Here is a 20,099-nt window from a genome sequence, read left to right as displayed (position 1 = left end):
TTTTTGAAACAAGGATGCTCAATCTTTTACGCACGAAATCGTGAGGAACTGGTCAGTGTGCCTGTCTTGTTGGAGCAGAGCATGTTCGTGCTCCCCAGGTTTTCAATGGAAGCCAGCCTCCTGACTATGACCTTCTTTTGCGCCATCTCTCTTGCACCCCTGGAAAGGTTAATGTTAATAATTGCAGGCAGAACCTGGGGAATCAACCCAAAAGTAAGAGTCAGTGAGAAAAGGAAAGAGTCAAGGATAGGGTGCTGGAGATATACGTTAATTGCAAAGATGGTCATTACTATAAGCAAGGTAACTTCCATCAGAAAGTGGCCGAAGCTTGTAATATCCCTTTCAAACTCGGTTTCCGGGGGTCTGAGTTTTAGCTTCTCTGAGATGTTTTCCCGAATACCGTTTCCTTTCCTGTAGATACTGCCAGCACTTTTCCGCTTCCGCTGACCACATTTGTTCCCATCCATAGAGAATTTGTACGTTGTCTTAACATCAGACAAGTGACTAATCTGCAGGAATTATATCTCCGGCGTTGAGGAATATTATATCCCCAGGCACGATCTCTTCTATGTGGACTTTTATTTTTCTACCGTCCCTGAGTGCAGTCGCTGTTATCTGCACAGTGGTGAGAAGTTTTTCAAAGGTATTTGTAGCTCCTTTTTCCTGCCAGAAACCCAGCATACTGCTGATCAGGACAATGGCTACAATAATCAGGGTGTCTGTAGGGTCGTGGAGAAAAAAAGACAGCCCGGCAGTAAATAGGAGAATAAGGGTAAAAGGGCTCCTGAACTGGGAAAGCAGGATATTAAGAGCATCGTATCTCTTTTTTGGCTTAAGAATATTTGCCCGTAAGTTTTAAGACGTTCACTGCTTTCGGAGCCTTTCAGACCTTTGCTTCCTGTCTGGAGTTCCTGTAACATCTCAGGTACAGGAATAACTCCTGAAAGCAAGCTTTCTCTCTTTATTTATGCACCACCCGGATGCCTACTTAGCCTGCTTAATTTATTCAGGCTTCGGCAACTCCTAGGATTGTGGCAAGCTCCATGCCCTCACTTCCTATGGATGAGAGTTCGCTTGAAGCTTCAGACTTCGAAATGTATTTTTCAGTCCGGACGCTTGCAGACTCCTCCATCTTAATTGTAACTTCCTCTTTAGTGTATCCCCTCTCAATGCATTCTCTTACGAGCTTCCCATATATACCGGCAATAATCTTAAGGCAGTCAAACACAGTGTTCTCTTCAACAGCGTTTTTCCCATCCAGCATGATCCGCCTGAGCCTTTTGGATCCTACGGATTCTGTAAAGAACTCTTTGAGTTTCACCATGAACATATAGAGAGCTTCCCTATCTATAAGGGGAGCCAGTTTTTCGTCTCCTGTTATATCATGATCCCCATACAGGATCAGGAAAGTCCTGTCATCCGCAGAGATTGTGAACATGTGCTCTGCATCCTTGTCTTGAAGCACTGTTCTGATGCTGTCTCCTTCGTACTCGATACTCATAATACGAAAATCGGATACGTTCATCTTCTTTACTTTTTCTTCCCTGGACAGGATTCCACTCTTTGCCCTCACAGGCAGAGTGAATTCTTGAAGATCCTCAACTTTTAGTGAATTATGAACAAAATTCAGTTCAAACTCGTACTGTATACCGTTAACTGAACTGACCTGCCTTCCTTTCAGTTCTTTGTCTTCACCTGAAGCATAATAGGCATGCTCGGCTCCATAGATGCTTGTTTCAAAAAAAGGGCTTAGGGTCGCGAGTATCCTGGTTTCAAACTGCTGCACTTCTGAAAGTGCTAGCCTGTTTTGCCTATCAATATCTTCAAGCCTTTCATTCTTTTTTAACAGGGATGCGGTTGAAGAGGTTTCAATTATTTTTGCTTTAATTTCAAGAATCTCCTGGGACTCGATTCCCTGCGTAAGTTCTTCCATATAACCAACGACGTCTGCCTGGAATCTGTCTATCTCCTCGAGCTTTCCCTGAGAGCTTGTTGTCTCTTCCTTATTCCCCTGCTTTATCTCTATAATTGATTTTTCGAGAGGTATTGCCTCTTTTGAAATCCTTATGAAGTCCTGCAGATCCTGGATGAAATCTCTCTGAACAGGAAGTTCTGTAGAGTCTTGAAAGGTATACTTCATTTTAAATTCCTCCCCGGTAGCTAAAATGTCTTTTGTTAAATTATGTTTCTTCACATTTAAATCTGTGAGCATATACTTTTTAGAAGGGTATATTTTTATCATTATATATATATTTAAAACTATATTTTTTTATAATGTATGTATTTTTTATAATGATAATATGACTCCTTCAATTACCAGTATTTTTTTTCATTACCTCTGAATCATTCTTTTAATTCTGAGCAATCACATCTTGATCTTCTCTTTGTGGTTATCTCAAAAAATACCTGGCTTTTTAAATATTTAATTTTTCAAAAAATCATTATTATTAAACATAATTTTTTCATTTATGATTATATTTAGTTCCATATATTCTTTAGAAAGATTTATATTAAATATTTGCGTAAGTTATCTCATATTATCGTCACAGGATAATATGCAAAGACATGTACTATATTAAATGTGGAATATTTATGATCCATATTTAATCTGCCTGTTGGCGAATTTGCTGTTTGCAATTAATAGGTATATGTCTGATGTACCAGGCACCAGTCAGCCCTGGTAATTAAAACGGGTTGGTTCATAATTCCCCTGTTGCGCAAGAATTAATGGGGCCAATACTTGCCGCTCCAGAGGTAGAGGCTACTGCCCTCCTTCCCGAAAGGGTTCCGGAGAAGCGCTGGCTTTCTTATCTACTAATTGAGGATAAAATTGATCAGAGTAATTAAGTTAGGGAGGTGAGGTGAAAAGCAGTTTTGTAAATAAAAGCTGTAAATTTTCCTACAGTCTTATTTTTTTTAGTATTTAAGTAACAATTGATCAAAATATTTGAAGACTGTTTATAGGATTGTATTCTAACTAACTGGAATCTGCTACAACTCGCAAACTTTAAAATATTATTTAGTATATGATAATATTCAATGTTAATACCAAACTAAAATTGAACATTTGCGGAATCTAGGTGCAGAATATGAAACAAAAAATAATGCTATTTAGTGCGCTGCTAATTATGTTCCTTTTAGCAGGAACGGCAAGTGCAATTGATATGGAGAATACAGATCTTGTATCAATAGATACTGGTCTGTGCGTTGATAGTATCGCCTACAGCGATGAAGGTTCTTTCATGATGGGAGACACTGTAGATATCACTGTAACCTTCAGTGAACCCGTCAATTATGCGGCTTTTACTGTTTGTGACTACTATCCGGATCCCACCGTCATTTTAATGACTCCAACGGATGACAGTGGTACTGTCTGGTGTGGTACATATTTAGTTCCAGACGGTGTAAACGATGCAGTTGACGTGATGGTATATGGAGCCATCTTAGATGGTAACTTTGCTCCTTCAGCCTTCTTAAGTGGCTTGACACCGGAAATGATTCCGGCGGATTTTGTGATTGACGAGGTTGAGGCAATTGATTATTACGCCTTTGTGATTGACAACGAAGCTCCGAAATTTACTATAATTGAACCGGATGTTGCTGTCAACAATAATTGTGTATGCTTCAATATCAAAGCTGTCGATAAACTGAGTGAGACAATCGCCTATGCCATCTTTATCAATGATGTTCAGAAGAAATCAGGGGTTGTGAATTGTGACGGATATGTAACATATGGACCTGAGTTGGCTGATGGCTATTATCAATGGAGAATCGAACTCATAGACGAAGCAGGAAATATTTGTATCCCTGAAGTCGACTTCGACCTGTACGTGGACACCGACTGCCCGAGTGCAGTAATTATTTCTCCGGATAATGGCTGTGTCATCAGCGAATATCCCGATCCCTATGATGAATTAGATCTTCGTGGGGTTATCGGCAGTCCCTCCTATGATCCCCTCTATCCCTATCCTTTCATGACATTCAGTTTCACCGCTGAGGATGATTTCTCTGACGACTGTGGTCTGGAGCTATATTACCAGGTGTACATCAACGGAGAACCCGTTGAGGAAATGTCCGGGACCATGTTCTCTGATGAGCTCGTAACCATAGAGATTGACGATCCATACTTCTTCGCGGACGGGGCTTACATCTGGTGCGTTGAAGTTGCGGATCGGGCAGGAAACTACTTTACTAGCGACCCCCAGCAATTCTATGTCAACTGTGAAGGGCTCGAAGTCTGCCTCAATTTCCCGAATGATGAGTTTGTTTCTTCATGCCCGGAATTTAACTTCAGTGTTTCAGGAGGAGCAGGGCTGCCTTTCGATTACGAACTGCTCATTGATGGTGAAGTAGTAGAGGGGGGCACGTGCGTCGTTGGTGTAGATGAGGTTAACTACTATTCCGTGAATTCAGAAGTGGATGAAGGCATAGGTCTGCTCTGGACAGTGTGCATCACTGACTGTGCAGGCAATGTGTATCAACCTGAGCCATTTTCCTTCTCTGTTGACTGTACTGCTCCGGCTGCTGTGGCAAACCTGTGTGTTGTTGACGCGCTGAGCGAGATTACATGGGAATATACGTATGATGAGCCCGGACTGTACGTTAGCTGGGATAATAACATCGAAGACGATCTTTGCTACGATGAAAACGATCCTTATTCCACTCCATATGTGGTTCTCATCAGCGAATTCGAGCCCACATGCATTGAGGAGATGCAACTGGCAGAACCATTTACCCCACTAACATCCGAATATGATGAAAACGGCGTGTGTATTCTTGATACAGACGTCTTTATTGGAGGGTATGGTGGAGAATCCCTCGTCTATGGTCAGGACTACTGGGTAGCTGTTATTGCTCTGGATTGGGCTGGCAACTACGACGAATGTTTTGCCGTTTGCGGTCCTGTTCAGACATACGAAGACATAAACATCATGCTTGACGAAGGCTGGAACCTGAAATCCGTGCCCAAGACTCTGGCTCCATTCAATGCAGACCCGGAATCGGCCTTTGGAGAATGCAGCACAGTACTTTACTGGGACGGTTGCGGCTGGGTATTCCCTGACTGTATCGAACCATGTAAGGGTTACTGGGTTTACAGTCCGGAAGCCTGCATAACCAATGTAAAGTTCAAGCCAATGTCACTTGACTGTACAGTTCCAGAAGTACCACCATGTCTTGACCTTGCTTGTGGATGGCAGATGATAGGACACACCTCTACAGCACCTGTACACTGGTCCAAGACTCTGGGTTCATTGCAGGGTCTTCTGGGTTTAGAGTATAAGTTCTCCAACCTGATCACATATTCTTGCAATGAAGGTTGGGGTGGTACAATTTCCCTTGGAGTCATGGACATGGGTCTGCTTGGTTCAGGAGAGGCAGCTCCATACCCGGTTGAATGCCTCCAGTCTCAAGGCTTTATGATTCCTGGACAGGGATACTGGGTCTTCATGAAGGAACCAGGTACCTATGCTTCCATCGAAAGCGTGAATGTTTACGTTGATCCCGCCGATCCAAATGACGCCATTGATCCCGCCGATCCAAACTACGCCATTGATCCCGCCGATCCAAACGACGCCGTTGATCCCGCCGATCCAAACGCCTTTGATCCTGCATCAGGTAATGAAACCAATGGTAATGAAACCAATGGTAATGAAACCAATGGTAATGAAACCAATGGTAATGAAACCAATGGTAATGAAACCAATGGTACCAATTTAAATGAGACTATTAATGATATCATCAATGGTACTCTCATCAATGGCACCTTGCCCGTGTAAGAGGGAATATTTCGAAAACAAGTAACTTTTCAGCCAATCAGGCTGAAAGTTTTTTTTCTTTTTTCTTGTTTTCGTAGCAATTGGAGGTAAATCATGAACAGGATGTTAAAAAATAGTTTATTAGGAACAGCTGTACTGATGTTTTTTTTCTTAACAGCTACTCATACAGGTATGGCAGGGGAAGAAGTCCCGGCCCCGGTTCCTTTGATTCCGATGACAGTAGAGGGAGTCGCCCTGATTGATGGGGACCCGGCTCCTAAAGGCACTGTTGTTGCAGCTTACCTTAATGGGACACAGGTAGAAGAGTTTCTCATAAATACTTCTTCAGGAGATTTCACTTTCTATATTTCCGGAAAAGCTGAGGATGAAGGAAAATCCGTTACCTTTAAGGTTGGTGAAAAGGATGCCGATACGAAGTTAGACTGGAAATCCGGAACTAAGGTCTCATCCATTGAACTGTCAGTCGGTGTTGTAGCTGATTCCGGGAGTTCTAAGAAGAGCTCAACTTCAAGTACAAGTTCCGGATCGGCAGAAATCAATGAATCAAAAACTTCTGGAGCTGAGGTTATTGAAAGTTCAGTCACTCAACCGAATGTAACAACTGTCTCGGAAAATGCAGTTGCCGATTCAGGTGAAGATACCGGAGCCGAAAAGAGTGCGGAATCTTCAGAAGCATCCACTGAAACGAGCAGTGCTCCAGGTTTCCAGATTATTTATGCTGTTGCGGGCATCATTCTGCTCACTTTCGGGTCAAAGCTCGGGAGGGAATCAAAAAGGAAGCCCTAACAGATTTTTCTAAAAGGATCTGCACGGGTAACGTAAAAATCTCAAGGTGATATGGTGACCATCAAGGACAAATACTTAAGAATTTTATCGTGCCTGGTTATTCTGGTACTGGGCATGTCCCTTGTTCCGGTTGCATCTGCCAACAGTATTCCTTCGATTCCCAATGTGTTTGAAGGAAAGCTGATTACAGGTGATGCAGATGCACCCGCAGGAACGATAATTTCAGCTTATATAGATTCCGAGCTTGCTGGCTCTCAATTTATAAAGGAAGCAGGAGTGTACAAGTTGGATGTCTCGGGTACAGAGGAAGATAATGGAAAAGAGATTATCTTCAAGCTGGGCCTCGTTGAATCTGAGCCTGTTTCCGTGACCTACCAGCAAGGAGCTGTGCCGGTAGAACTCGATCTTACTTTCGAAGGAGATTTTGTACCTCCAGTCATAGAAAGCTGCTCCGCATCCCCTGTGTGTATCCTGAATGACGGAGAGGATTACTCAGTTATCAGGGTAAAAGTCTCGGATGACTTGTCCGGAGTTCTGTCAGTAACCATTGATCTCACTCCCATAGGCGGAGAAGTGGTTCCATTGACACTCGAAGGCGGAGGTATCTATACCTGCAATGTAGGAAGTATTCAGGCAGGAGAGTTTAAACTCGCCCTTACAGCTACGGATTACTTCGGGAATACAGTTACGGATGAAGACAGCATCTCGATCACCGTAGTTTCAGAAGATGAGCTCACGACAAGGTATGGAGGCGCTGATAAGAGTTTCTCTACCGAAGAGATCAACAATATTGTAAATAATAATGAAATCTCCAGCAGGAGCAAATACGCAATTCTGAATATTTACTTTGCTGACGGGTGGGATCGGATATGAAACTGTCTGAGTTTAAAATTGCTTTTGTGCTGCTCCTGACCATGGTCTTATGCACAGCACCAGCTTCTGCAGGCAGTGCGGAAAGGGCTCTTCCTTCTTCAGTTAATCCCGATGAGGTGTTTCAGGTAACGGTTAATGTAGCCGATTATGGTGCCGTCGGGCAGGTTCTTGAAAAGCTTCCTGCAGGTTTCACATACATCAACTCGACCCTTCCGGAAGAAGCTGTAACTGTAAACGGCAACAAGGTTTCCTTCCTGCTGCTGACTGAAAAGAACTTCAGCTACACCCTTAAAGCTCCTGCGTCAGCCGGTACATACCAGTTCGTGGGTCTTTTAAGGGACATCAACAAAACTGAATTCTCTGTTCTCCCTGCCAGTTCTTCCATCAAGGTCAAGTCAACCTCCAGTGGAGGTTCAGGTCATAGCTCAAGCAGCAGTTTAAGTGGCGGATCTGGAGGTTCCCCCGAACTCCAGAGCAATGTAAAGGCTAAAGAGCTGTCCCAGGCGTTCGTCACCGCTGGAACACACGTAAAGTTCGATTTTCCAAATGGTGTAACCTGCATAAGGTATGTGGAGTTTGATGCTAAGAAAACTCTCGGGAAAATCACTACTATTGTCGAAATGCTGAAAGACCAATCAAAGATGGTTTCAAGCCTGCCCGAAGGCACGGTTTATCAGAACGTGAACATCTGGGTGGGTTCGGGAGGAATCGCAAATGCTGGTAGTCTCGAAAATGCAGTTGTCGGTTTCAGAGTTGACAAAACCTGGCTTGAGGAAAACAAGGTTGATGCAGATTCGTTAAACCTCTGGTACTATGACAATTCATGGAGCAAACTTGATACCAAAAAATTAGATGAGGACAGCGATACTTACGTCTACTTTGAAGCTAAAACTCCAGATTTCGGACCCTTTGTAATTGTTGCAGCCGATAAAGAATCTGGTCCAACGGAGGTTGAGCCTGTGCCTACTGAAGAAGTGGAACCTGATGTGGCTTCCGAACCCAATCCTTCAGGCTGGCCTATTCCTGGCTTTGAATCTGTAGCTTTTCTGGGAACGGTTGGAGCTGCATACTGCGTCCTGAGAAGAAAGTTCTAAATGCCGAAATAAATTCCCGGCTTGAAGCAGCATCTAAAGCTGCTTATTTTTTTCTTTCCCGAATACCTGTAGATTGAAAAGTGATTTTTGGATTCAAGGGAAATATTTCTTAGCTTGGGGTGTATTTTGATAGTATTTGATCTCACCTAATAGGAACAAAAATTCATACGTTGCTTTTTTTCATCGTTCACGATGATTTTCAGCCTCCTGTGGCGCAGAAGAGATAACTGGATGATTCGATTTCAAGATGTTCTGGATCTCATTCGTTAATCTTAGACTCGCAGAATTCTTTTCCCTGCTTTGCAGTTTCGTTTCCAGGGCTTAATTTAAGGGCCCGTGCATAGCACTTGATGGCCTCTTCATATTCTGAAAATTTACAGAGCAGATTGCCTCCGAACAGGAGAGAATTCAGGTGGTCTGGATCGCTTTCAAGAGCTATTTTATAGGCTTCGAGGGCTTTTTCTTTTTCTCCGAGTTCCAGGAAAACGTTGCCTTTCCAGTACCAGGTCTCTGCGTTGTCAGGTCTCATAATGGGAGCTTTGTTTCGGGAGAAGAAGCTGAACCTGGGAAGTTTACACGCCCAGTCAGATGCCTGCTTGGGTTCTGCTGCCAGGGCTTTGTCGAAGGTCTCCAGAGCTTTTTCCAGGAGTTCCATCTTGAAGTAAACAATTCCCTTGCTGGTCAGGATTTTGGGGGATGCGGGATCAAAAGAAAGCGCTTTTTCAAAGGCCTCAAGAGCTTTTTCATTCCTGCCGAGGGCAGAGAGCACAAACCCCCTGTTGGACCATTCTGTTGGGCTTTCTGGTTTAACCTCCAGGGTAGCATCAATAATCTTGAGAGCTTCTTCGTATCTTCCGAGCTTGAAAAGAGACATCCCGCAACAGGACCGAACCTCCAGAACCTTTTTGAGTAACTCTTTTCCGCTGTCCTCCTTTCCTTTTTCAAAAAGCAGATCTGCCATTTTTTTCCAGGCTTTATCCGCTTCCCCATAAGCAGCAAGAGCCTCGTTATACCTGCCCATCCGGAAGAAAACCCTGGCTTTTTTATAGCTCTCCTCGGCCAGTCTATTGAGGTCTCTGAGTGTGTTTGCCATTTTTGCCATTTTTTTGCCTCATATCTACATGTGTTAGAATCCCCTGAATTCGGATTCATAACTGAACCTGCATTATTCGGAAGTCGTATTAAAAATTAGTTTATGTTTCAAAATTAGTTTTTTTAAACCTGATAATTGTCCAGATAAATATTTGGAGTTTTATAATAAATAATGTTCTGAGATTTAATAAGGTTCATTAATCCTTACTTAAACTTCTATTACTCCGATTCTACAACAGAATGGGACTTCTTTATGGAACCTATTTAACCCGCTAGTTCCGATACAATGTGAAGTAATGTGGGGTAATAAGATCAACTACTCCTGAACTAAACAGGCTGTCCGAAAATTCAATTTCAGGGCAAAAATATGAAAAAAATAAGGCATATAAACCCCTTAAATTGGAAAAAAATAATTTTGAATCCTACTGATAGTAATTGTCGGACAGCCTGTAAAGACTCAGGGGCTTGTCTAGCAAGCCCTGGTTAACCAGATCACCGATTAAAAGCAACGGAAAATCGGTAAACGATAAGAAAGAAATAGTTACCCTGAAATGCTGCCTCAGTTTAAGGCTTTAAGGATGCCGATTAAACAGTCCTGAGAATTAAGGATAGTGCTTGCATCGTTAAACCTTTCCATATTTTCGTTCCCATTACATTAATAAAAAACGAATTAAATAGAACAGGATGTGGAAGTTGACGCATTCACCCCCTGAGTTAAAGACACTGGGGTTTCCTGCTGAGGATTTATGAAAATTGAGTAAAAGGAGTGATTTCACTCTTCTCCTATCCACTCTTTTACTTTGTCAGGGTTGTCTTCTATCCACTTTGCAGCGGCATCTTCTGGAGTTGCACCGTTTTCAATCCCTATCATGACGTTCTGGATATCTTCATGGGTCCACTCGAACCTCTCAAGAATTCCGTAAAGCTTGGGCATGTCTTTTTGCAGGTCCTTTCTTGAAAGGGTTTCCACATGATCAGCCTCGCAGAAAATCTCTTTTGGATCATCCAAAAATTTGAGGTCCCAGCGGTTAAAAGCCCAGTGTGGGAGCCAGAGGGTTACAACAATGGGTTCCCCGGAATCAATGGCTTTCTTTAATGAAGCTATCATGCCTGCATTGCTACTTGCGACCAGTTCCATGTCCAGACCATACTCTTCAATAACTGATTCAGCCATACTCATCGTACCTGATCCGGGGTCTATCCCCACGATTTTGCCGTTGAATTTGTCTTTATTGGCGTTGAGCTCTTCGATGGAGTCAATTTCCACGTATGAAGGGACAACGAATCCGATAGGGCAGTCTTCCAGGGTTGTATGGACAGAGTTAACCTGATCTCCGTAGGTGTCCCAGTATTCCTTCTGGGTTTTGGGCAGCCAGGCAGAAGTCGTGAAGTCAAATTCACCATCTGCAAGACCCTGGTAGAGGGGACCTGCACCAACAGCGATAATCTCTACATTTTTATATCCGGCTTCCTTTAGCACCTGCTGGATAACATTGGTGCTTGCGATTTCTGTGTCCCAGAGGACGTACCCAATCTTTACGGGCTGGTCTAATTCAGAAACTTCGGCGTTTCCTATAATATTTTCATCAGCGCCTTCTTCGATTTCTTGTCCGTTGCCAGCACAGCCTGCTCCAAAAATGAAGAGGCTGAGGACAAGCCCGACTATGAAAATTAATTTAAGTTTTTTCTCATTATTTATCTTTATATTATTCAATATAACACAACCACTTGTAATTCAACAACTAAATATAGGTTCTCGAATTAGGACTTTGATTTAAATACATATTCGTTTTTTCATAATATATATTAGTATTTTCATAATACATATTCGTTTTTTCATTATTGAGTCGGTACTCCCTGATTAATTGATTGGTATTATTCCAAAATGACCGTAAATGGCATATCGCATTCTTTCCTTTCACGCGCCACTTCCCACTTAACCCAACCTGCGTACTGCAGATAAAAATAGATCTAACAGCCATGCTAGAAGCTCCAATACAAAAATATCAACCGTGTAGCAGGGGATGACCATTGAGTCTGGATTCTTCTAAAAAAAGGAACCTGTTATGGAACCTATTTAACCCACTAACCCTGACATAATATGAGGTTTACACGATGAATGCCGTAAAAATATTAGGAGTAAGCGGAAGCCCCCGGAAAGGAGGGAATACCGACGTCCTGCTTGATAGCTTTTTGAAAGGGGCGGAATCGGCAGGAGCTGAAACGAAAAAAGTCCTGTTAAGGGAATATTCGATCGAGTCCTGCATAGGTTGCGAAGCATGCAGGAAAGCCGGGACTTGTATCAGGTTCCACGATGGAATGGAACTCCTGTACCCCGAGATCGAAGCCGCAAAAGGCCTTATCCTCGGCTCTCCCACCTACAACTACAACGTAACCGCCCCGATGAAAGCCTTCATCGACCGGCTCTACCCTTACTACAATTTCACTGACGAACGTCCGGGACCTTACTCGAGCAAACTTGGAGACCAGGGACGAAAGGCCCTTGTTTTTACAGTCTGCGAACAGGAGAAACTTGAAGAAATGGGCTTTACGCTCGAAGCTCTCGGTATGCCTCTTGAGGCCCTGGGTTATGATGTGCTGGAAAAATTCCTTGCTACCGGGTGCTTTGCAAAGGGGGCGGTGTCAAAGAATGAAGCTTTGCTCGAAAAGGCTTTTGAAAGCGGGAAAAAGCTGGCAGAGGCTCTTCTCCAGGCTAATTGAGTGGTAAATTTCCCGGAAAAATATTTATTTTTGAGTTTTTCGGGCATTTCCACCCCTATCATCTTCGAAGCCGGTGGCTTTTTCTGGAAAGTATATCTGGATACCTAAAATGTGCATCTGAATAATCAATTCTATATATTGAGATAACTAAAAAGGGCATCCAGATAATCGGGGAAACTATATTAGAGTGACTTAGTGACTTAGTGACTTAAAGAGGCATCCTGAGAACTGAATTCATCGATTTCTCCCGCAAAACTCATTCCTTGCTTCCACCAGAGCCTTCAGATTTTTCAGCGGGGTTTTGGGGGCAATCCCGCAGCCTGGAGCAAGTACATCGACACCCATTCGCAGGCAGTTGAAAGCTTTTCTTTTTACATTTTCCGGCTTTCCGGCAAATAAGGTCCGAGACGTTGAAACGTTGCCGATTACCGCAGCGCCGGATTCATGGGCTGTTTCCACGGCTATTTTGAGGTTTTTTACACCCTCCTCAAGGCTGAGCCCGTCAAACCCGCACTCTGCCATGTCCGCAATTATCGGGTCAGCGGCACCGCAGATGTGAAGGACGCTTTTTCCGCTCCCGAGGGCTTTCGGGATCCTGCTCATGCCCGGTTTTATCAGGTCTCTGAAAGCATCCGGGGAAATCATGACCGGGGAAGAGACTGCATCTGCGATGACTACCACATCCGCTCCTCTTTTCAGGCATTCCCTGCTGTACACGATGCAAGCATCGGTACAGAGGTCTATAAGTCTCGTTACGATATGGGGGCTCTTAATTGTCCACTTCAGGAAATTCATAATTCCGCAAAGGGAAGTCGCAAGGTCTCCGGGCCCTTCCATCCCCACGATGAGCGGGAGCTTAGAGCCTGCTTTTTCTCTGAGGATTTCAGTAGCTTCCAGGACTGCCGGGATCCTGCCCCTTTCCAGGAGGTCTTCAGGCAGATCCGGAACTGAGGGAGAGATTTCCATTGGGCCCTTAAGCACAGTCGGAGTCCTGGCTTTCGTGCCGGGGTCAATTGTACAGCCCATGGCTTCTGCGAGCACAACCACATCAAAGGGATACCTGAGAGTTTCAAAAGAGGCATTTACGTACTGGGAAAAGGCAAGCACTGCCATCTTTTCAGGCTGGCTGTCAGCTTCGGGTCTGGCTGCTCCGCTCAGGTCCATGAGTTCGAGTACCGGCGCAGTTGTGAAGGTGCCGACCGGTATCTGAGCGGGAGTTTTTCCTTCGAGGGTTCTGAGGATTTCTGTCCTGAAGTTCGGTTTTTCCATAAAAGTGACCCCGGATTATTGTCTTTTGCTTTTGCTGGAACTATTAACTGTATTACTATGATACTGTACTACTGTATCATATATAGGAACCTATCCGAAAAGTCAGTAATATATGTTGAAAAATTACAATATGTCTATAATGTCAGAGTATCCGTTCTGGTTTTTTATATTGCTAATGGAAAGTTACAGTAGGTAACAACACTTTTTGGATGGGTTTTAAGTGATTATACCTATTTACAGATGCATCGGTAATCAGATTACAACTCCTGTACCTTACTGAACCAGAGCAACCTGTGGAATACTCCTGCAATCAACACCTGAGGAGCCTGTAGAGATGCCTGCTGAACCCACAGTACCTTCCTTCACGATACAAACAGAAGCCCAGAATTATACGTATCAACCCGATATGTATTATGCTGATGGTCTTCTTCTTTTCTATTGCTCCGATTTCAACATCTCTCATTATAGCTAATCATAACCCCACTGTTGTGCTTTCCTTTGAGAAACCTTCATATTTCTACATAGCCCATTTCAATTCAACCTTTATTTCTGAAAAAAATTAATCAAAGATTACTATTGAATGTAAAATATATTAAATGTAGTTAATGTGGTTTATTTTTTATATTCATATCCGATTATATTATAATTAAAGGGGGAAATATGAGAAACTGAACTATTTTTTTAATGATTTTAGTTTTTATTTCTATGATATCTATTTCAGCTACTTCATCAGCAAGGAAAATTATAGTAGATGATTATTCAGGAGCTGATTTCAGATCAATTCAGGAAGTTGTGAATAATTCTGTAACTGGGGACACAATAATCGTGAAGTCTGGTATTTATATTGAAAACATTCTTGTCAATATAACAGATCTAACTATCAGGTCATAATTAAACAATGATGATACGCAGGTAAAACCACTAAATGAAAGCGTAAGTACCTTTCTGATAACAGTTGATATTATAACGATTAGTGGTTTAAATATAACAGGGGCTGGTAAGATGCAACTAAAAATGCAATCTTTGCTATGGTAAGATGAATAATGTAACAGGTAATAACATTGAAAACGGTTCTATTTTTCTGGGATCCTATGTGCCAGACAATTTAACAATCATCTTTCGTGGTGATATGAATAATGTGACAGGTAATACTATTGAAAATGGTTATACTCTTCTGGGGCCCGAAAGTTCAGGCAATTTAATAGCTGAAAATAAAATTTCTAACGGCGAAGGGGGTGTACATATTTCCTACTGCGGAAGAAATAATACAGTATTAGGTAATACGATCTCAAATATATTAGGTAATACGATCTCAAATATATTAGGTAATACGATCTCAAATATATTAGGTAATACGATCTCAAATATATTAGGTAATACGATCTCAAATATATTAGGTAATACGATCTCAAATATATTAGGTAATATGATCTCAAATGTATTAGGTAATATGATCTCAAATTGTTCCACTGGCATCTATGCATATGATCAAACAGTAGATATTCGTAATAACAGGATTGATAACTGCAATAATTGGATTAGGCTTTCGTTAGTAAGTTCAGGAATTGACAATAATAAAATGTTAAACTGTGATGTAGGGATTATGTGTACAGAATTCAAGGAAACTATACAGTTAATTTGACAGCTAGCAACGGACTCAATACTAGTTCCAAACTTGCTAATATAAGCGTTGAAAATAGGATGTCATCCACGTGGCCATTTGTATACATTACAAGTGGATCGCAACACAATTTAAGGCTGTTTTTGTAATTAACATAGCCACAGGAACAATTATAACCAAGGTGAAAGTAGGAGAAGTTCCTAATGGAATTGCAGTCACACCTAATGGAGAAAAGGTATATGTGGTAACCAGGGCCGGTTATTATAGCAACAATGTCTCTGCAATTGACACCTCAAACGATACTGTCTCAGCAACAGTAAATATCGATGTTTTTATTGGGGGACTTGCAATCTTTCCGGATCCGGAATCAGTATTTCCGGTAGCTAATTTCAGCATCAATGTCAGTGAAGGTTTTGCACCTTTCTCAGTTCAGTTTACCGACAGTTCAGAAAATGCAACTGGGTGGAACTGGGACTTTGGGGATGAAGCTGCTTCAAACGAACAGAATCCAGCTCATACTTATTTATCACCGGGAAACTATACAGCTTACCTTATAGTAAACAACGCCAGATGGTACAGATTCAAAGTTTACTACAATAACTGTGCTGGGGAGTAGTTCCGGTGTTGATAGCGATTCCAGTGGAGGAAACAGCTACAGTAGCGGTGGTTGAGGTGGATATCGACGACACTAATCGGTATTGCAAAAGAACGGCGAAATAAAAAATCAGGTAAAAAAGATAAATGGAAAATGAAAGAGAAATTTACTTCTCTCCGATCCATTCGTTAACTTTTTCAGGGTTACTTTTGACCCAATTTGCTGCGGCTTCTTCAGGAGCCATTCCGTTTTCAATATCCACCATTACTGCTTGGATATCGTTATGAGTCCACTGGAAGCGGGTCAGGATGCCGTAGAGGTTGGGTTTATCTTCTTTGAGTCCAAGCCTTGCCAGGGTTTCAACGTGGTCAGCTTCGCCGTAAACGCCTTTAGGGTCATCAAGGTACTTGAGGTCCCAGCGGTTAAAAGACCAGTGGGGAGACCAGAGAGTCACAACTACCCATTCTTCGGAGTCGATGGCTTTTTTCAAGGAGGCGGTCATCGCAGCACTGCTGCCTGAGACAAGCTCCATATCAAGGCCATACTCGGAAATTGCGTCTTCGGATACCTGCATGATGCCTGCTCCTGGGTCAATGCCGATTATCTTACCGTCAAATTTGTCTTTTTCGGAGTTGAGCTCTTCAATGGAATTAATAGTTACATAGGAAGGCACAACAAGTCCTATCCTGCAGTCTTCGAGGTTTGTATGGACAGAGTCTAGCCGGTTTCCGTAAGTTTCCCAGTAGGTCTGGTGGGTATAGGGAAGCCAGGCAGATGTGGTGAAATCAAACTGCTCGTCAGCGAGCCCCTGATAAAGGGGACCTACATCAACTGCAATGATTTCAACGTCTTCATATCCTGCCTGTTCAAGAACCTGCTGCATCACATTGGTACTTGCAATCTCCCCATCCCATAAGACATATCCTATTTTCACAGGCTCGCTTAACTCTGCTACTTCTGAAACTTCTGCTCCTTCTACAGCTTCATCTCCTTGTTCTGCACAGCCTGCCGCAAAGAGGGTAAGCCCTATGATCAGAACGATTGTAAGAATCGATCCGATCTTTTTTCTTTCAGGGTTTAATTTTTTACTGGTCAAAATATCTACAACCTATTTTCGAATTTATTTCTATTTTGGTTTTTATTCAGATTTCCGGACTTCTGATGTCCAGTTTTCTTCTTATTTTAGAATATTCAGGGGATTGAAGTTAGTGATGCACCTCTTCCAGAAACTGTTTTAGACACTGTTTTATACTGTCTGTATTTTGTGGCACTATGTGGTGCTGTCGGAAGGGGGTGTCCCTGTTAAAGTGAAATTCTGAATCCCAGGTATTCTGAATCCCAGGTGCCTGTTTCAGGAAGGCATCGGGAGTGGAACGTTTTTACCTGGGACTGAGGTTCTGGGTAATCCTGTCCAGGACAACCGCTATTATGACAATAGCAAGCCCTGCTTCGAAGCCCATGCTGATGTCCACTCGCTGGATCCCGAAAAGGACCTGGTAACCGAGCCCTCTGGCTCCGATCATAGCTGCAATAACGACCATGGAAAGGGAGAGCATAATGCACTGGTTGACCCCGGCCATAATGGTCGGGAGAGCCACAGGCAATTCCACTTTTGTAAGCTTCTGCCATCCCGTGGATCCAAAGGCGTCTGCGACCTCTTTTAGCTCTTTTGGGACCTGTCTGATCCCCAGGTTGGTAAGCCTGATTGCGGGAGGCATGGCAAAGACAACCGTTGCGATCATCCCCGGGACGTTTCCGAGCCCGAAAAAGATCAGGGCAGGGATCAGGTACACAAAAGACGGCATGGTCTGCATGAGGTCAAGCAGGGGCTTTACAATATGGTAAAGCATTTCGTTTTTTGCACAGAGGATCCCTACGGGAATCCCTATAATCAGGGTAAGCAGGGCAGAGGAGATCACGAGGGCAAGCGTCTCTATCGAGAGCACCCAGAGACCCATATTCTGGATGAGGAAAAAACCAAATGCAGTCCCGACTGCAAGCTTGATATTGCGTTTCCCCGCAAAATAGGCGAGTAGGGAAATACCAAGGATAAAGAGTTCAGGAGGCAGGAAAAGAAGCACGTCTTTTAAACCCGTGATCAGGAAATCAAGCCGATCGCTTATAAAGTCCAGAAATATGCCGAAATTGCCCTCGATCCAGTCCACAGAAAACTCGACCGTGTCTCCGATAGGGATTCGGGGAATTAGCATGTTTTCACCTCAGGGCCTGGTATGGTATCAGACTTGTCAGGGGTTTTGGCAGGCGCTCTATTATTTGCTCCTGCTTCTGCAGGCACAGGTCCGTTGTCAATTCCGTTATTTATTATACTGCCAGGGTCACCTGGGCCGCCTGAGCCTTCGGGTGGTTGCCCAGCGTCTCCTTCATTTTTATCGATGGGAACTGTTTTTTCGGGAGGCTTCTCTTCAGGAGGCTTTTCTTCTGAAGCTTTTTCTCCGAGAGGCTTTTCTTCGGGAGCTTTTTCTTCGGGAACGTCATCCTGCTCGTTCTCTCCGGAAATTGCAAGGGCACCGAGCACACTGGCCCGGACTATAATCCCGAGTAGCTTTCCGGAATCATTGACTACTGCAAGAGGGTACTGGCTTTCAGCAATCAGAGGGATTATCTCTTTAAGAGGCATATCTGGAGCTACGCGGGGGGTATCCGAAATCACCACTGATTCAAGGCTTTTTCCTTTTTTCAGGGCTTCAAGGACATCCACTATCATAACTATGCCTTTCAGGCGCCTGTTCTTCCCCTCAACCACATAAATCGAGGAGATTCCATGGTCTCTCATCAACTGAATGGCAACCCTGGGCCCGGAATTGATGGATATGACGGGGTCCGGTCGTTTCATAACCGATTCAGCGGTAAGAATTTTGGACCTGTCGACCCCTGCAACGAACCTCGAAACATAGGAATCTGCAGGTTCGGTCAGGATCTCTTCAGGGGTCCCTATCTGAACAACTTCCCCGTCTTTCATGAGTGCTATGCGGTCTCCGATTTTCAGGGCTTCGTCCAGGTCGTGGGAGACAAAAATAATTGTCTTTTGCACCCTGTCCTCAAGAGAAAGCAGCTCGTCCTGCATATCACTCCTGATAAGGGGATCAAGGGCACTGAAAGCCTCGTCCATAAGCAGGATGTCAGGGTCATTAGCAAGCGCCCTTGCAAGCCCTACCCTCTGCTTCATGCCACCGCTGAGCTGGGTTATCCTGCTATTTTCCTGACCTTTGAGCCCTACGGTTTCTATGGCTTCATGCGCCTTTAAGTAGCGTTCTTCTTTAGGAATCCCCTGGATTTCAAGCCCGTAAGCCACATTATCCAGGACAGACCTGTGAGGCAACAGGGCAAAATTCTGAAAAACCATTCCAAGCTTGCTCCTGCGGGTACTTCTCAGTTCCTCAGAGTTCATGTTGGTAATGTTTTGCCCGTCGATCAGGATCTCTCCTTTTGTTGGTTCGATAAGGCGATTCAAGCAGCGCAGGAGGGTGGATTTTCCGGAGCCTGAAAGTCCCATTATTACGAAAATCTCTCCATCGTAAACCTCAAAGTTAACGTTGTTGAGCCCTACAGTCTGTTTTGTCTTTTCAAAAATTTCACTTTTGGATAAGCCTTCATTTAGAAGAGAAATTACTTTAGAGGGGTTTTTACCAAAAACTTTAGTAATGTTTCGTACTTCAAGTTTTATATTTTTGTCCATAATAATACCCCGGTTTAACCGAACTTGTTTTTAAAAATCATCAACAGTCTTTACGATAAGTAAAAAATTGTCACAAAAATCCGGGAAATAAAAACTAAATTTTATTCGAATTAATCTACTCTTTGTACTATTAATTTCAGACAACTGAATATATAGATTAAAGAGAACTTTCTATTTTTTACATATTAAACTGCTTATTTTCCTGGCTGTAATTTGTAACCTCATCATATATATTATTTTTGCGGAATTCATATATACTATAAATATGCAGGAGACTAAAACTGTTATAAATCACATATGAATTCAGGATCTAAAAGTATGAAATCTGCCTTTTCTTTAGCATAGTGAGGTTTCAGGGAATAACTTTAGTTTTATCTCATTTCCCGCAGATGTACACAAATAGGCAATTAATTGCCGATTTGTCCAATATTCTCAACATTGTGGTGAATTTATTTTTAACCCGTGATCATATTGAGAATATATATAACATTTTCGGATTTATAAATATAAATTTTTCCCAGGATAATAAATTAGATATTTTTGTCAATTTCTTGGTAGTTCATTAATGTTTGAG

17 protein-coding genes are annotated in these 20,099 nt (G+C 42.9%); 7 read left to right on the top strand and 10 right to left on the bottom strand.

The genetic code is table 11. The features are described from left to right. Positions 1-26 precede the first annotated feature (26 nt). From MSWH1_RS20125 to MSWH1_RS09440, 3 genes are all read right to left on the bottom strand, one after another. A complete protein-coding gene (locus MSWH1_RS20125; protein WP_231585668.1) occupies positions 27-500 on the bottom strand; it encodes a hypothetical protein in 474 nt (157 codons plus the stop codon). A gap of 4 nt (positions 501-504) precedes the next feature. After that, a complete protein-coding gene (locus tag MSWH1_RS20120) occupies positions 505-681 on the bottom strand; it encodes a hypothetical protein (protein WP_231585669.1) in 177 nt (58 codons plus the stop codon). Between the two features lie 325 nt (positions 682-1,006). Next, positions 1,007-2,140, bottom strand: coding sequence for a hypothetical protein (locus tag MSWH1_RS09440; RefSeq protein WP_048128008.1), 1,134 nt, complete (start codon positions 2,138-2,140; stop codon positions 1,007-1,009). Between the two features lie 949 nt (positions 2,141-3,089). On the opposite strand from MSWH1_RS09440, the gene MSWH1_RS09435 reads away from it, so the two are divergent. From MSWH1_RS09435 to MSWH1_RS09420, 4 genes are all read left to right on the top strand, one after another. Then, positions 3,090-5,777: a hypothetical protein gene (locus MSWH1_RS09435; protein WP_197074582.1), complete on the top strand. Its 2,688-nt coding sequence runs from the start codon at positions 3,090-3,092 to the stop codon at positions 5,775-5,777. 93 nt (positions 5,778-5,870) lie between these two features. Continuing rightward, positions 5,871-6,563, top strand: a complete 693-nt coding sequence (locus MSWH1_RS09430; protein WP_197074049.1) for a hypothetical protein — start codon at positions 5,871-5,873, stop codon at positions 6,561-6,563. Between the two features lie 51 nt (positions 6,564-6,614). Next, positions 6,615-7,436, top strand: a complete 822-nt coding sequence (locus MSWH1_RS09425; RefSeq protein ID WP_231591705.1) for a hypothetical protein — start codon at positions 6,615-6,617, stop codon at positions 7,434-7,436. Further along, the gene (locus MSWH1_RS09420) at positions 7,433-8,530 is read left to right on the top strand and encodes a PGF-pre-PGF domain-containing protein (RefSeq protein WP_048128006.1); all 1,098 of its coding nucleotides are present in this window, start codon (positions 7,433-7,435) and stop codon (positions 8,528-8,530) included. The genes MSWH1_RS09425 and MSWH1_RS09420 overlap by 4 nt, the downstream gene beginning before the upstream one ends. 259 nt (positions 8,531-8,789) lie before the next feature. Here the strand turns inward: MSWH1_RS09420 and MSWH1_RS09415 are convergent, their stop codons facing one another. Continuing rightward, positions 8,790-9,632, bottom strand: a complete 843-nt coding sequence (locus tag MSWH1_RS09415; RefSeq protein WP_048128004.1) for a tetratricopeptide repeat protein — start codon at positions 9,630-9,632, stop codon at positions 8,790-8,792. Positions 9,633-10,394: 762 nt separating this feature from the next. Continuing rightward, the gene (locus MSWH1_RS09410) at positions 10,395-11,336 is read right to left on the bottom strand and encodes a glycine betaine ABC transporter substrate-binding protein (RefSeq protein ID WP_369798518.1); all 942 of its coding nucleotides are present in this window, start codon (positions 11,334-11,336) and stop codon (positions 10,395-10,397) included. A gap of 401 nt (positions 11,337-11,737) precedes the next feature. On the opposite strand from MSWH1_RS09410, the gene MSWH1_RS09405 reads away from it, so the two are divergent. Further along, positions 11,738-12,343, top strand: coding sequence for a flavodoxin family protein (locus MSWH1_RS09405; RefSeq protein WP_048128002.1), 606 nt, complete (start codon positions 11,738-11,740; stop codon positions 12,341-12,343). Between the two features lie 234 nt (positions 12,344-12,577). Here MSWH1_RS09405 and mtaA read toward each other — a convergent pair whose 3' ends face one another. Next, positions 12,578-13,612 (bottom strand): methylcobamide:CoM methyltransferase MtaA, encoded by a 1,035-nt coding sequence (gene mtaA, locus MSWH1_RS09400; protein WP_048128000.1) that lies wholly within the window; start codon positions 13,610-13,612, stop codon positions 12,578-12,580. Positions 13,613-13,922: 310 nt separating this feature from the next. After that, entirely contained in the window at positions 13,923-14,075 is a 153-nt protein-coding gene (locus MSWH1_RS19125; protein WP_156148135.1) for a hypothetical protein, read from the bottom strand. A gap of 573 nt (positions 14,076-14,648) precedes the next feature. Between MSWH1_RS19125 and MSWH1_RS20110 the strand changes: the two genes are divergently transcribed. After that, positions 14,649-15,254, top strand: coding sequence for a NosD domain-containing protein (locus MSWH1_RS20110; RefSeq protein WP_048127996.1), 606 nt, complete (start codon positions 14,649-14,651; stop codon positions 15,252-15,254). A 70-nt stretch (positions 15,255-15,324) separates the two neighbouring features. Next, positions 15,325-15,849: a PKD domain-containing protein gene (locus MSWH1_RS20105; RefSeq protein ID WP_231591703.1), complete on the top strand. Its 525-nt coding sequence runs from the start codon at positions 15,325-15,327 to the stop codon at positions 15,847-15,849. A gap of 145 nt (positions 15,850-15,994) precedes the next feature. On the opposite strand, the gene MSWH1_RS09380 is transcribed toward MSWH1_RS20105, so the two are convergent. The 3 genes from MSWH1_RS09380 to MSWH1_RS09370 all read right to left on the bottom strand — a co-directional run bounded on the left by MSWH1_RS09380 (position 15,995) and on the right by MSWH1_RS09370 (position 19,525). After that, positions 15,995-16,924 (bottom strand): glycine betaine ABC transporter substrate-binding protein, encoded by a 930-nt coding sequence (locus MSWH1_RS09380; protein WP_048127992.1) that lies wholly within the window; start codon positions 16,922-16,924, stop codon positions 15,995-15,997. A 283-nt stretch (positions 16,925-17,207) separates the two neighbouring features. Next, on the bottom strand, positions 17,208-18,038 hold the full coding sequence (locus MSWH1_RS09375; RefSeq protein WP_048127990.1) for a proline/glycine betaine ABC transporter permease: 831 nt from the start codon (positions 18,036-18,038) through the stop codon (positions 17,208-17,210). Beyond that, the gene (locus MSWH1_RS09370) at positions 18,032-19,525 is read right to left on the bottom strand and encodes a glycine betaine/L-proline ABC transporter ATP-binding protein (protein WP_048127988.1); all 1,494 of its coding nucleotides are present in this window, start codon (positions 19,523-19,525) and stop codon (positions 18,032-18,034) included. Before MSWH1_RS09370 ends, MSWH1_RS09375 begins: the two co-directional genes overlap by 7 nt. Between the last annotated feature and the right edge of the window lie 574 nt (positions 19,526-20,099).

Origin of the sequence: Methanosarcina sp. WH1, assembly GCF_000970005.1 — an archaeon.
Classification (GTDB): Archaea; Halobacteriota; Methanosarcinia; order Methanosarcinales; family Methanosarcinaceae; genus Methanosarcina.
This window is presented reverse-complemented; position numbering and strand designations above follow the sequence as displayed.